This window comes from Rubinisphaera italica (assembly GCF_007859715.1).
GTDB lineage: Bacteria > Planctomycetota > Planctomycetia > Planctomycetales > Planctomycetaceae > Rubinisphaera > Rubinisphaera italica.
This window is the reverse complement of the sequence record NZ_SJPG01000001.1, coordinates 3,568,449-3,582,501: the sequence shown is the minus strand read 5'-3', so window position 1 is coordinate 3,582,501 and position 14,053 is coordinate 3,568,449. Positions and strand designations below refer to the sequence as shown.

Sequence of the window (14,053 nt, the reverse complement as noted above, 5' to 3'; positions counted from 1 at the left end):
TAGTCCCTAGACTCAGGTCCCTCGACCAACCATGTCCTTCAAATTTCGACTCGAATCTCTGCTCACCTATCGTCGCTTTCAGCTCGACCAATGTCGGCAGTTGATGGCTGAGGTGATGCGTGATCGAGCGAATTGTGAAGAGTCAATGGAATCACTTCGGGGAGAGCGTGAACTCAGTCTGGAAACAATACGCAATGAGAACAGTTCAGGTCAGGTCAATATCCGTCGCATGGCCTCATTAAGATACGACGTCTCTCAACTCGATCAAAATAAGCGGGAGTTAATGTCTCACTTTCAACGATATGAACATCAACTGCAGTTGTGTCGGCAGGCTGTCCAGCAGGCTGATGCGGCTGTGAAAGCGTTGGAGCGTTTGAAAGAGAAACAGCAAAAAGTTGATGAAGCAAAGCAGTTGAAAAAGTCTGAAATCGAACTTCAGGATGCCTGGGCAGCTGTTAATTTGAGATCGTAAATAGAAGAGAGTTGAGTCATGTTTCGAATACTGGGAACCGTCATCGGTATCTTTTCTACAGCGACGCTGCTCACAGCGATGCTGGTGGGATTGTATGCCTGGGGCGAGGGTAATCTGACACGAGAGTCGACTTTGGAAATTGCAGCAATTTTGAAAGGCGAGCCCAGTCCAGCTGTTCTCTCTGAAGTGAAGGAACCTGTCCATATGACTTCGTTCGATCAGGTCGTGGAGATGCGAACGGAGAAAATCCTGAGTATTTCTTCTCGGGAAAGCGAATTGGCCATTCTGAAGAAAGCGATTGATGATCAGGCCAAGCTGGTTACGAAAGAACGTGAGGAGCTTAGGCAAGTTAAGCAAACCTTTCAGGAAGATCTCGATAAAGAATACGAGAAAATCAAATCGGAATCCGTTGAACAAGCCCGAGGAATTCTGCTGAAAATGGAAGCCGAATCTGCGGTCGAAAAGTTGCTTTCATTAGCCGTAAGTGACTCTGTGCTCTTGATTAAGGGCATGGCAGAGAAGGACGCAGCTCGCATTTTAGATCAATTTCGTACAAGAATAGCCGGGAAAGATCCGCAGGAACGTTACGAAAAAGCCGAAGAAATATATAAGGCGATCTATTTCGGCGAACCGTTGATTGAACCTGCTGAGCGCGCCAGACAGGCAATGTTGAATCAACCGGAAAGTAATCTCACTCCTCAGTAATTTTCGTAACGAAGTTCAGGTTGGAAATCTGTACTGGAGTCGTAAGTTATTTCTTGAGGAACTTTTACTGGAAAACCGTAATTTATCGCAGATCATCAATGGAGCGATTTGCATGGATGCAGTCGTATCGCATTTTCCTGTGGATAAGAAACGGGCACAAGGATGTTGTCACGCCAGGACGCATTGTCTCCCATTACGTTTATCGCCGAACGTACGCTGACGAATCTTGCAGAATCTCAAAAGAGTTCGACTGCCACTCAGCCTCTTGCGAACGCGAATCGCCCAGCTTTCGCAGATCGCCTGAAAAAATCCCAGTCGAAGAAACCGCAATCTGCACTGGAATCGACTTCAAATGCTCGCCCTGAATCGGCATCATCAAGAAAGCCGTCCGGTCGTACACCAATTCGTGAGACAAGCGTCGAACGTTCTGCAGAGACAAAACCGAAACAAGCAGAGACGCGAAATGAGCCAACGGAAAATTCAGCCATTCCAGAAGAGGCATTGGAAGTTTCCTTAGCATCTGTAAATACAACTCCGATTGCGGATACTGATGAGGAAAATTTAGATCTGGAATCATCGAATCCAGAAAACAATTTCTCAGCTCCGGAGACTGATCATTCAGTCGAAGTCACAATGCCGTTAAGTTTACTATCCGCCACAGCGAAGCGTCAGCAGATCGACACTTCAGAAGCAGAGGCTCTGGATGAGCCAGTCTTCTCCGAAACGGGTGCAGCAACATTGGCCCCAACAGCATTTTTCAAAGCGTTGGATCAGAATAAAAACTCAACGGAGAGTCCGCTGGAAAGTCAGCCAGTCCTCTCAATGGAAGAACTGCAGGCCGCAGTTAAAGCTGCAGGCTCTCCTGGGAAAACTTCTTCTGAAGTTGGCGTTATCAGCCAGCCGGAACCTCAAAATCAATCGACTGAAAACGAAGAAGTTGGAGAAGAGTCGCCAATCTATTCTGTTGAATCATTGGCGAGCACGAATAGCGAGGCCGAAACTGAGGTTCAACAGGCAACTGATCAGGAGCAGGATTTAGAGAATCAATCTGAATCCAAACAGAGTTCTCATGTCACTTACGAAACTCCGAGTGCATATTCTTCACCAAGTCAGAACAGTGTCGATCTGCCAGAGAGCCATTCGGAGCCGGAATCGGCTAAGTCAAATGGAACTGTTCAAATTCCTCAAGCTGAGGATGTTGTTCATGAAGGAAAAGTCGAACTCAAGACAGAAAGTCAAATCGAGGTTCATAAGAAGGAGCAGCCAACGGAAGTGGACTCCGGAAATGAGGACACTTCTGACGAATCAAATTCGCAGCAGGTTTCTCGATATGGAAACTCTTCAATTCCGGTTACAGAACACGTCAATCCACAGGCGAAGCCTTCGACAAACGATGTGAGTGGACAGACTGTTTCTAATCCGACCTCTGATGTGCAGCCCGTTACGCTGGAAACTGTTGCCTCTAAAATATCGTCGATTGATGAGCAGTCCAGTCGCACACGGATGACTGAGACCAATACACTCGCTGCGGAGAATCGCCCCTCAGTTTCTGAGGGGAAAGCGGAAGTCGTACGTCCGGTTCTCGATACTTCCAAGAGTGAAGTTCCGCAAAGGCTGGCCAGCTTTATTCAGCAGGCAGCCGAGCAGGGGAAGGCTTTGAAAATTCGCCTGCATCCACCGGAATTGGGGACAATGCAGATCGAAGTGAATCGATTAAATGGTCAAGTGACAGCCAAAATCGAAGTCGAATCGGCTGCGGCTCGAGCCGTGATCTTTGAACAATTGGGATTACTCAAGGATTCCCTGACGCAGCAAGGAATTAAGGTTGACCAACTGCAAGTGGAGATTAACGAGCAACTCGCCAATGAATCAGGAAACTCTTTTTCGAGTGAATCCGGTTCAAGCGATATGGCGCAGGATCAGCAGCACCAGCGGGAGCAATATGGCACCACTGGAGTTGAACGGGATGATACCACCGAAGCCGAAGAAAAACAAAATGCACCCACTTCAAAAATTGGTGTGAGTGAAATGGATGTGCAAATCTAAAGTCTATTATTGCGTCACCTGCTGTCGTCATTTGAAATCAATGGATCGATTTTCGGGCAGCAGTTTGAAGACAATTATTGTCAGATAAGGAATAGAACATGGCTGTTATTGATACGGTCTACAGTCCCGATGGGAAACCGATCAGTGTTGTCGATGAGGCGAGCACCGGATTCAATGCCCTTAATGCGGAAGAGTTTCTCAAGCTTCTGATTGTGCAATTGCAAAATCAGGATCCGACCGAGCCGGTTAGTAATGAAGCTTTGCTAGGGCAGATTTCTGAAATGCGAGGTCTGCAGGCGAGTATCGATCTGGAAGAATCTCTTGATACGCTTACGAAAAACCAGACCAGTGCCGCATCGGCTTCATTTGCCTCATCTGCGGCTTCGATGATCGGGCGGTATGTCACTGCAACCGTGAATAACCCGCTGACGGGTGAAGATGAAACCGTCGAAGGGGAAGTGACTCGCGCCATATTGAAAGATGGCAAAGCTTATGTCGGAATTGGCGAAGACGAAATACCAATTGAAAACATTACGGCTGTCAGCGATGTCGCTGCGTGACAAATGGTAAAATAGGAGAAGACTGCGGATTTTTCCGCAGGATGCCGATAGAGACTGTGATGCTGATCGTTATGTCAATGAATCACTGACTTCTGATCAGCTTCGGAAAATAAAACGACAACAAATCCGTTCCTGGGGGGAAGGGTTTGTCAGGGATGATTAACTGTCGGGGGACACTATGGGATTAACGTCCGCACTTACGACGTCATTGAATGGTCTGGCACTTAACGAACAGACGATCGATGTCATCGGTAATAATATTGCCAATGCCGGTACGAACGGCTACAAAGCTTCGAACGTATTGTTCCAGACGCAGTTGTCTCGAACACTCTCAGTCGGTTCGCGACCGACCACTGGTAACGGGGGGACGAATCCCAAGCAGATCGGTTTGGGAGCCAATTCGGCTGCGATCGTCAAAGACTTCACGCAGGGCTCAATTACCAACTCAGCAAGCCCTTCCGACCTGGCCATTCAAGGGGATGGATTTTTTATTGTCAGTGGATCTGACGGGAATGTTTATACCCGTGCTGGCAATTTCAATTTGAGCAGTGAAGATTCATTGGTTACACCAGCTGGCTTACGTGTTCAGGGTTATGGTGTTGATGAAGATTTTAATCTGGTCACCACTCAGTTGACCGATATCGAAATTCCTCTGGGGGATTTGACCGTCGCTCAGCAGACGCGAAATGTCGAAATCAGTGGAGCAGTGCTTTCTACAGGTAGTGTCTCCACGCAGGGAACGACACTTTCCTCACAGGATGCTTTCGTAAATACCGCTGGAGGAACTGTTGTCGGTGGAGATACAGCCTCGGGGACGACCTTATTGACTGATTTATACAAGGATGGGGATACAACGGCACTTTTTAATGCTAACGATGTCATCACTTTTACTCCACGAAAAGGGGGACGGTTATTAGAGCCACAAACGTTGGCTGTGACTGCGACTACAAGCCTTGCTGAGTTGTTGACGATGATGGATCAAACACTCGGAATTCATAGTGGGGGGGATGTCCCTACTGAAGGTGGTTCCAATCCCGGCATCACGATTGATGCGAACGGTCTTATTCAAGTTATCGGGAATCGAGGATCGGTTAATGATATTTCATTGACTCTGGGCGACTTCACCAAAACTGACGGAACCACATCCGCCACTGTTGAAATTCCATTTTCAAAAAATCAGACGGCTGATGGTGAAAGTTCGATTACTGACTTCATCGTTTACGATTCTCTCGGACAGGAAGTCAACGTTAAGCTGACGACCTATCTGGAATCCCGAGATTCAACCTCTTCAACATTCCGTTACTTCCTGGAAAGTAACGATGACAGTGATGCAGATGTTGTTCTTGCCAATGGCTCGTTTGTGTTTGACGGAGTCGGGGAGGTTTCATCGGGAGCTATTCAGCAGTTCTCAATTGATCGGAACAATACTGCTGCGGTCAGCCCGATGCAGATTAATATCGACTTTTCGACATTAACCGGGATTTCGACTACCTCAGCAGGAAGTGCAATCACGCTGCAATCGCAGGATGGTTCGAGTCCGGGATCGTTGTCTCGTTTCGTGATTGATGAAACGGGTGTGATCAATGGTATCTTTGATAACGGAATCATCCGGACATTAGGCCAGGTTGTTTTAGCTCGATTTTCAAATCCCCAGGGTTTGCTCGATAACGGGAATACGACATTCCTGGAAGGAGTCAGTTCCGGAACACCTTTCCTGGTGACAGCTGGGAACTTCGGAGCGGGAACGATTCGCTCCGGTTCGATTGAATTGTCCAATACCGATATCGGGCGAAATCTGGTCGATTTGATTGTCTCCTCGACCAACTATCGAGGAAATGCCCGCGTGATCGATTCCGTACAACGGCTCGTCGATGAACTGTTGTTGTTAGGTCGATAATAATCGTTTGTAGTGCGGCTCAGAGAATTCGGGTGTGAAGGAGCATCCCTTGATTAAATTAACAAAACTCAATGGCGATCAATTCGTACTCAATGCGGAATTAATCCGCTATATCGAAAGTCGGCCTGATACCTACATCACTTTGACATCCGATGATCGCCTCATTGTGCTCGAATCAGTCGATGAAGTCGTAAAACGCAGTGTCGACTATTCGCGTTCGGTTCGACGGATTCCTGGGATGGGAACATAACCTATTTGTAGGACAGGCATCTTGCCTGTCTATTACTAACGGTGAGCGGGGCATTTGACAGGCAGGATGCCTGTCCTACTTGAGCCTTCAACTCTCAGCACTCAATCTGAAACACACTTCTCAACCAAAGTCAGGAATAATGGATAAGGCGACCGTAGGCGGATTGGTCATGGCTTTCGGGCTGCTGGCGCTGGCTGTTATGCTGGCACCGGGCGGATCGTTCCTTGCCTTCTGGGATGCGGCTTCTGCAGCTGTCGTGATTGGGGGGGCGATTGCAGCCACCTGCATCGCTTTTCCGTTTGCAGCGTTATTCCTTGTTCCCGGGGTGATGAAGAAAGTCTTCAACCCAAAAGTCAGCGATTTGAAACCGGTCATCAGCCAACTGGTTGAATTTGCCGAAATCGCTCGTCGGGATGGAATTCTGGCACTGGAAAGTAAGACGGAAGAAATTTCCGATCCCTTCATCCTGTTGGGCATACAAATGGCGGTCGATGGGACCGATGCCGAATTGATGGAAGCAGTGTTACGAACCGAAATGGAAGCCGTCGCCATGCGGCATAAAACGGGCAAAAGCCTCATGGAGACGGTGGGACGATATGCTCCCGCCTTTGGAATGATCGGTACCTTAATGGGGTTGATCATCATGTTGGGGAATATGGACGATCCGGCGGCTATCGGTCCCGGTATGGCGGTCGCACTGATTACTACACTCTATGGTGCGATGGTTTCCAACATGATTTTCCTTCCTTTTGCCGACAAACTCGGCTTCTACAGCAAACGGGAACTGGAAGTTCGCGAAGTCATTGTGAGAGGGATTCTCTCCATTCAGGATGGAGACAATCCCCGTGTCCTCGAACAGAAACTGAGCACTTTCCTGCCTGTGAGCCAGAGAGCGTCGGAAGACAAAGAGGCGGCGTAGTTAATAGTTACTAACCCGACTGCAATAGAATCTGCAATTAACCAACAATGAGGACATCTGGAGGCGGAAATGGATGATGATGGACCGCCTGGAGTTCCCGAGTGGGTAGTAACCTACGGGGACATGATGTCACTTTTGCTCACCTTCTTCATAATGCTGGTTTCACTCAGTCAGATGAAGCAGGATGGACAAATGCGGGCGATGATGGACGCACTGAACGAACGATTCGGTTCGTCGCCAATGAGTGTCAGTGGTGTTCCCGGTCCTTCATTCCAGACAAACTCACCATACAGTTCCTTCAAATCGAAGGGAATGCGGTCTGAGGAAGGACTTAAACACAAAAGTCAGGACGATGAAGGTCATGTCGGGGCTCATAAAGCCGTCAGCCGAATTAATCACGGATCTGTTGTGACGATTGGTGGACCAGCCAGTTTCGATCCTGAGGGAGCCGAACTGAGCGATGAGATTAAGCAAACTTTAGACATCCTGGCTGAGATCATCAGCAATAAGCCGAATTTGATCTGTATCCGTGGCCATGCTTCTCCCGTCCCACTCCCAGCTGATAGTCAATATGCTAATCAGTTCGATCTTTCCTTTGCACGTGCGAAAAACGTTGCAAAATACTTAGTCGACGAGAAGAAAATCAGTCGAGACCGCATCATCGTCAGTGCTGCTGGCGACACCGAACCGCGTATGCTCACGCGCGATTCTGATCAGCAATCGCTCAATCATCGGGTTGACGTGTTTTTGATTGACACGTATATAAAGCCCTAAAGCGAATTAAACGCAAAATACGCCTGATTCCCGGAGGGATGGGCAAAATGCGAAGACTGGTCTGGAAATGGCCTGCTTGAATTACGCTGATGGAATGATTGTTTTCTGCGAACTGGGAAATTCACGGCCTTAAATGACTGAGGCCGTTCATAATTTTGATCCCAAAGCAGAATTCAGAATTGAAGCGACTCAAATGGTTTTCATCATGGAGGATGAGACATGGCGACAGAAACTCCCGAAGCACCAGTACAGACAGAAGAAGCATTATCTGCCAAGCCTTCTGGAAGCGGATTCTGGTTGAAGTTCATCGCAATTGCCGGATTACTGATTGTTGTGATGATCGTTCAGTTTCTGATGCTGTATTTCATGTTCGGCGAATCGGATCCCGGAGAGATCGATCCCAAAGATCCGACATTCCTGGCCGGAGAAACTCTCGACGATACCGAAACCACAGAAGTCGATATCTCACCGTTATTTAACTGCACAAACAGTTTATCTAGTGGCGGTCAGGCAATTCATGTTTCATTCAATTTGCATGTTGAAGTTCCCTCTCATCTGGCAGAGCCATTTACAGAGGCTAAAAAAACTCATAAGAACAAAATTCGACAAACGGTCAATACCATCATTCGCAGTGCCGCCATTGAAGATTTGAATGATCCACATTTGAGTATGGTGAAACGGCAGATTCGCGAAGAAATCAACAAAATTCTCAGTCAGAGTTTTGTGACATCCGTCATCATTACGGATTATCGAAAAATGGAACAGTAATTTGATAGAGTTGAGTAGTAAGCGTTTTGTATTGAGTATCTCTTGGATTCGCGGAGAGTAACGTGGCTGACGACGACATGATCGATCCGAGCGAAATTGAGGCCATGCTCAATAATCGAGATGGCATTTCGTCTGATTCTCCGTCTTCAGAATCCGATGAAGAATCATCATCGGATAACACAGAGAATATTTCTGATGGAGATTTGCTTGATGCCAGTGACATCGAGGCCTTGCTGGCAGGGGCAAATTCTGGTCAGTCACCCGAGCTTTCCGGTTCGGAAACGCCACCTAAACCTAAGCCAAGTCATGCGACCGAAGAGTTATTGAATGAAGCGGAAGCGAATCTGGCTGCTGCGATCTCCGCAGACTTCGGCAATCATTCCAGTCAAAAAAAAGATGTTTCGGGAGCGACTTCGCTCCCACTACAGGACCTGAATCGTGTTCTGGGGAACTCGCAACGTGGCGAGTTGAACCTGCTTCAGGATGTCGAACTCGATTTGCGAATTGAGTTGGGCCGTGCGGAACTTCAGATTGAAGAAGTCGTTTCGTTAAAGTCGGGAAGCGTTGTGCCTCTTGACAAATTAGCCGGCGATCCGGTCGATATTCTCGTGAATGGTCGATTGATTGCCCGGGGGGAAGTCCTGGTTTTGAACGATAACTTTTGTGTGCGTGTCGCAGAAATTTTGACACCACAAAAATAGGTCATTCGATTCCAGACAGTTAAATGCCGCAGTACATCTGCGACGTTGAGGAGTGGGGGCACGGATGCTTCTCTCAGGGAATCGTTACGGACAGACAGAACCGAAATTGGCAGAGGCGATTTCATTATTGCTCGGTCGGTTTGCGTCAAAATTCGTTCTACTCTCTCTTCTGCTGATTGCCTCCTTTTCGGCTTCTCTTACTGCAGACGAATTTCCAACTGGGAAGCCAAACACGTCAGAAGTCTGGGCTCAGCAACCGGCGGAAAGTCCTTATTTCTCAGCTCCTTCTGCACAACCGCAGCAACCCAGGGCGGTGAGAAATTATTCGCCCACGATCAATCTTCCCGAATCCTTTCAATCTCAAATTCCGCCCAAACAGTCACAGACTGTTGAACCGAAATCAGAAATACCTCATCAATCGGCTCCTGCTAATTCTAAACCTTCCGAGACATCTCCAGGAGATTCTGGAGTCGATCCGATCCCCCTGAAAAAGGCGACCGGACGATTTGCTTTGAACGAAGATGGCACCAAAGCGAGTCACTCTGGTCAATCGAGCGTTAGTAAATTTTTGACGCCAGTCCTGGCTCTTGCCGGTGTAATCAGCATCATTTTTTTCCTTTCACGAATCGTCAAAAAACAGATTCCCTTTGCGTCTCAAAATCTTAGTGCCGAAGTGCTCGATATTCTCGGTCGTAAGGTTGTCGATCAGCGACACAGCATTGTTTTTGTCAAAGCAGGGCAAAGAATACTAGTGCTTGGTTCCTCACTGGATGGCCTGAATACATTGGCAGAAATCACCGATCCTGTCGAAGTCGATCAGATTCGCGGACTCTGCAAAACCGCTGCACCTCAATCCGATATGACATCCTCATTCAAAATGCTGCTTTCGGGCGGCCTGAAAAATTCTGAAAAAGTCAATCTCGATCGCCAGCATCGCGAGCGACAAAAACAGCAGCGACGTCAGCCGATCACCTCGGAACCAATTTCTTTTTCCTTCAAAGAGGCTCGCAAAGCCTCCTCAATTTCCGCTGAGGATATTGCGGATCTGGAAAAAACACTCGAAGCCGCGCGGGAGGGACGACTATGATCCCTGCGAGAAGTGCTATTGGATTCCTTGTTATAGCTTCCTTCGTTTTATCAATTGGAACAGTGGAGGTATTCGCGCAATCGGACATGATTTCCAACCTTTCGGGATCACCCATTGCTCCTTTATTGCCGCTGGAATCCGGGCAAGCGGACATCGTTGGGGCACCCGCGGAGTCTGTTTTTCCTCAGGGATTCGATCCCGACAAGTTGGTGTCTCCACAAGGATTAACGCCGACTTTGAAGCTGATGGTCATGCTCACGCTGATCAGTCTGGCTCCTTCCATTTTGATCATGACGACCTGTTTCATTCGCATCGTCATTGTCCTCGGGATTCTGCGGCAGGCACTGGGGACTCAGCAACTCCCCCCGAATCAGGTTTTACTTTCGCTCGGCATGTTCCTGACAATCATGGTGATGTGGCCGGTCTGGAAGCAAGCGTATGAGAATGGGATTCAACCCTATTCCGAATCGACTTATGAAACGACGCAGGATCAGGAAGTGGGCCTGCAATTGGCTGCCGAGCGATCTCTGAAGCCGATCCGGCGGTTTATGAGCGATCAGATTTTCCGCACCGGAAACGAGAATGCCGTCTGGATGTTCATCGATTATCAACGCCCGGCCCCCGGCACCCCCGAAGCCTCCAACTGGAAGGCTCCTGAAAACTTTGATGAAGTCCATACAACGGTTTTAATTCCCGCATTCATGCTCAGCGAATTGAAAACGGCATTCATTATCGGATTTCAAATTTATCTCCCATTCATCATTATCGATATGGTGGTCGCCTCGATTCTCATCAGCATGGGCATGATGATGCTGCCACCAGTTCTGATTTCACTCCCATTCAAACTTCTGCTCTTCGTCCTCGTCGATGGCTGGTACCTCACGGTCGAAATGCTCCTCCACAGCGTCCAACCATTTACCGGCACAGGGTGAGAAAATTATTAACGATCTAAGACATGTTCCCTCTCCCCTCAGGGTTAGGGAAATCCGCGTGAATTTAATGAGAACGCCGATGTGATCCCCTCATACGGCCTGCGGCCACCTTCTCCTCAAGGAGAAGGGAAGAATACTATCCCCAATGTGAAGGAAAGAGGATGTTTCCGGAATGCACAGATTAATCAAATACTTGAATAGATAACTCCCGCAAACATGCTTGTCCTGCTTCGCGATACAAGCATGGCACACGATTATAAGAACATACCCTGGACCCAAGTCCCTAGACCCTAGACCAAACATGAACATCGATCTCGCCGTCGAAATTACTCGATCTGCCATCGTCTTGGCTTTACTGGTTGGCACACCTGTGATGCTGATTGCCATGGTCGTTGGCCTGGCGATCAGTCTGTTTCAAGCCGTCACACAATTGCAGGATCAGACCCTCAGTTTCGTGCCGAAGATCATCGCCATGGTCGGGTCGGTACTTGTGTTGATGCCCTGGATTTTCGGCATGGTTGTTGAGTACACCATAGACCTGTGGCAATCGATTCCCAATAACCTGTAGTTAACGACAAATAAAACATAGCAGTAGGGTGCGTCTCGACGCACCGGAATGGACATTCGAATGCAGGAAACTCATTACCTGTAAAAATACTGTACAAGAAGCTCTCAAAATCACTCTGGAAGTGAAGCCGAGTCTGGTGCGTCGAGACGCACCCTGCAAACTACTGATTTCATTTGAAACATTCCCACTCATGTTTGAAGCCATTGATCAGATTTCTGGAGGAGCCCTCAATAACTGGGCACATCATCTGGTGGTCGATGCCGCGCTGGCTTACTTTATGACATTCATCCTGGTGCTGGTCCGCTTGAGTGGGCTGATGCTGATTGGACCATTCTTCGGACATACCTCGATCCCCTCGAATGTCAAATTTCTGTTTGCGTTCTCGCTGGCATTAATAGTGACGCCCTCCCTGCCGGACATCCGTGCACGTGGTTTTGAAACGCTTGATGTCGATCAAAACGGAGTCCTTGAAGGAAATGAAGTCCCGCGTCCATTTCATTCGCAAGCACTCGATACGAATCTCCCTGAAGAGGAAATCCAGAAAGTTCGCTTGACTCGCCAGGAGTTTCTGGCGGCTAAAGGGGTGCCTTCGACGTTGTTCGATCTGATCTGGATTGCTTCCACCGAACTGGCGATCGGCATGATGCTCGGGCTGGGAGTGAACATCATTCTGACCGGCTTACAACTGGCGGGCGAAACGTTCGATCAGCAGACGGGAACCGCACTCAGCGAAATCTTTAACCCGGCTCTGGGAACAAGTATTTCACCAACGGGACAACTCTTTTTTCTGCTCGGCACAACCGCCTTATTAGTGATGCCGCCATTTGATGGTCATCTGATGATGTTGATGAGCCTGATGAACACGTTTGAAGTGATCCCCGTTGGGATGGCCTGGGCTGATGCCGGTTCGCTCGAAGTGATGCGAAATCTGATGGCTCAATCGTTAGCATTGTCCATTCAAATTGCCGCACCATTACTTGCGGCTATGGCTTTACTATCCGTGGCAATGGGCTTTCTCGGTTACACGGTTCCCCAAGTCAATGTCCTCGTCCTCGGCTTTCCGATTCGAGCGATGGTCAGCCTGACGATTCTTACCGTTACACTTTCCGGAGCCGCAGATGGCATCGTCGAACTCTTCCCGCAAGTCCTCGACGCGATGACTCATTCCTTAATCTCGAATGGGCAATAAACTGTAGGGTGCGTCCTGACGCACCTTATGGAAGAACGATTTCAGGCAACACGGTGCATCAAGACGCACCCTACAAATCTAATACTTAATTAACCCATCATGGCTGATTCCGATCAGGGTGACAAAACTGAAGATCCAACCGACAAACGTCGCAGCGAGGCCCGTCAGAAGGGCAACGTGGCGAAGAGTGTGGATGTTAACGCGGCTGCTATTATGCTGGTCGCGACGGGGGGCTTATTGTTTTTCGGACCCGGTATCGCTCAGGGATTTGCAGTCATGTTGCAAACCTATCTCTCCGGGCCGGCTTTGCTCGAACTCGATGCCGCTGGTGTGACCCAGGATATGAGGCAGATGTTTTATCATGTCTCCGATTTTATCCTGCCATTTCTGACATTAATGTTCTGTGCCGCTCTGCTGGCTAATCTGGCCCAAATTGGATTTCTGTTCACGAGCGAACCACTCAGTTTGAAGTGGACAAGACTCAATCCGATTTCAGGTTTTCAAAAAATCTTTTCCGTTGCCAGTCTGGCGAAACTCGGGACCAGTGTCGCCAAAATTATCGTGATGGCTTCAGTTGCTTCGTGGTTCATCTATACAAACCTGCCTAAACTGCAAATTCTGGGAAATGCCGAGACGAACGTCGTCATGGAAATGATCGGCTCGACCATTCTTGAGCTCTCATTTCAGTTGGCGTTGGCGATGCTCGTGATTGCGATCCTCGATTACAGCTTCCAGAAATGGAAGTATGAGCAGGATCTCAAAATGACGAAGCAGGAAATTCGTGATGAAATGAAAAACATGGATGGCGATCCGCAAATGCGTCAGCGTCGCAAAGAGGCCCACCGCAAACTCGCCTCTGCAAAGGAAATGGGTTCGGTGAAGGATGCTGATGTCGTGATTACGAACCCGACACACATTTCGATTGCCATCAAATACGATCCAGAAAAAAACGAAGCTCCGTATATCGTCGCCAAAGGGATGGGCGAAATCGCGATGAAAATCCGGGAGATTGCTCGCGAACACAACATCCCCATTATCGAACGCAAACCGCTCGCCCGCGCTCTCTACAAAGACGTCAAAGTCGGCCACCCGATCCCTGTCGACCTCTACGAAGTCTTCGTCGAAATCATGGCCTACGTCTACCAGGTCTCCGGCAAGAAACTGCCGAGTTAATCGAGGTTAGAG

The 14,053-nt window shown here is 48.5% G+C and carries 15 protein-coding genes; all 15 read left to right on the top strand.

What is annotated here, in order from left to right:
• The first annotated feature begins 31 nt into the window (after positions 1-31).
• The 15 genes from Pan54_RS13330 to flhB all read left to right on the top strand — a co-directional run bounded on the left by Pan54_RS13330 (position 32) and on the right by flhB (position 14,041).
• Entirely contained in the window at positions 32-472 is a 441-nt protein-coding gene (locus Pan54_RS13330; RefSeq protein WP_146503944.1) for a flagellar export protein FliJ, read from the top strand.
• An 18-nt stretch (positions 473-490) separates the two neighbouring features.
• Complete coding sequence (locus tag Pan54_RS13325; RefSeq protein WP_146503943.1) at positions 491-1,177, top strand: hypothetical protein; 687 nt, start codon at positions 491-493, stop codon at positions 1,175-1,177.
• A gap of 162 nt (positions 1,178-1,339) precedes the next feature.
• On the top strand, positions 1,340-3,223 hold the full coding sequence (locus Pan54_RS13320) for a flagellar hook-length control protein FliK (RefSeq protein ID WP_146503942.1): 1,884 nt from the start codon (positions 1,340-1,342) through the stop codon (positions 3,221-3,223).
• A gap of 98 nt (positions 3,224-3,321) precedes the next feature.
• Positions 3,322-3,783, top strand: a complete 462-nt coding sequence (locus Pan54_RS13315; protein ID WP_146503941.1) for a flagellar hook capping FlgD N-terminal domain-containing protein — start codon at positions 3,322-3,324, stop codon at positions 3,781-3,783.
• A gap of 178 nt (positions 3,784-3,961) precedes the next feature.
• Positions 3,962-5,680 (top strand): flagellar hook-basal body complex protein, encoded by a 1,719-nt coding sequence (locus Pan54_RS26660; RefSeq protein WP_146503940.1) that lies wholly within the window; start codon positions 3,962-3,964, stop codon positions 5,678-5,680.
• A 49-nt stretch (positions 5,681-5,729) separates the two neighbouring features.
• Positions 5,730-5,930, top strand: coding sequence for a flagellar FlbD family protein (locus Pan54_RS13305; protein WP_146503939.1), 201 nt, complete (start codon positions 5,730-5,732; stop codon positions 5,928-5,930).
• Positions 5,931-6,069: 139 nt separating this feature from the next.
• Positions 6,070-6,849, top strand: a complete 780-nt coding sequence (locus Pan54_RS13300) for a motility protein A (protein ID WP_146506432.1) — start codon at positions 6,070-6,072, stop codon at positions 6,847-6,849.
• Between the two features lie 69 nt (positions 6,850-6,918).
• Positions 6,919-7,623, top strand: coding sequence for an OmpA/MotB family protein (locus Pan54_RS13295; protein WP_146503938.1), 705 nt, complete (start codon positions 6,919-6,921; stop codon positions 7,621-7,623).
• Positions 7,624-7,842: 219 nt separating this feature from the next.
• A complete protein-coding gene (locus Pan54_RS13290) occupies positions 7,843-8,391 on the top strand; it encodes a flagellar basal body-associated FliL family protein (protein ID WP_146503937.1) in 549 nt (182 codons plus the stop codon).
• A 62-nt stretch (positions 8,392-8,453) separates the two neighbouring features.
• On the top strand, positions 8,454-9,092 hold the full coding sequence (gene fliN, locus Pan54_RS13285; protein WP_207310138.1) for a flagellar motor switch protein FliN: 639 nt from the start codon (positions 8,454-8,456) through the stop codon (positions 9,090-9,092).
• Positions 9,093-9,156: 64 nt separating this feature from the next.
• Positions 9,157-10,179 carry a FliO/MopB family protein gene (locus tag Pan54_RS13280; protein ID WP_146503936.1) on the top strand — a complete coding sequence of 341 codons (1,023 nt, stop codon included), beginning with the start codon at positions 9,157-9,159 and terminating at the stop codon, positions 10,177-10,179.
• 86 nt (positions 10,180-10,265) lie between these two features.
• Entirely contained in the window at positions 10,266-11,111 is an 846-nt protein-coding gene (fliP, locus tag Pan54_RS13275) for a flagellar type III secretion system pore protein FliP (RefSeq protein WP_242631318.1), read from the top strand.
• 301 nt (positions 11,112-11,412) lie between these two features.
• Complete coding sequence (fliQ, locus tag Pan54_RS13270) at positions 11,413-11,679, top strand: flagellar biosynthesis protein FliQ (RefSeq protein WP_146503934.1); 267 nt, start codon at positions 11,413-11,415, stop codon at positions 11,677-11,679.
• Positions 11,680-11,869: 190 nt separating this feature from the next.
• A complete protein-coding gene (locus tag Pan54_RS13265) occupies positions 11,870-12,868 on the top strand; it encodes a flagellar biosynthetic protein FliR (RefSeq protein ID WP_146503933.1) in 999 nt (332 codons plus the stop codon).
• A 99-nt stretch (positions 12,869-12,967) separates the two neighbouring features.
• Positions 12,968-14,041: a flagellar biosynthesis protein FlhB gene (flhB, locus tag Pan54_RS13260; RefSeq protein ID WP_146503932.1), complete on the top strand. Its 1,074-nt coding sequence runs from the start codon at positions 12,968-12,970 to the stop codon at positions 14,039-14,041.
• Positions 14,042-14,053 lie beyond the last annotated feature (12 nt).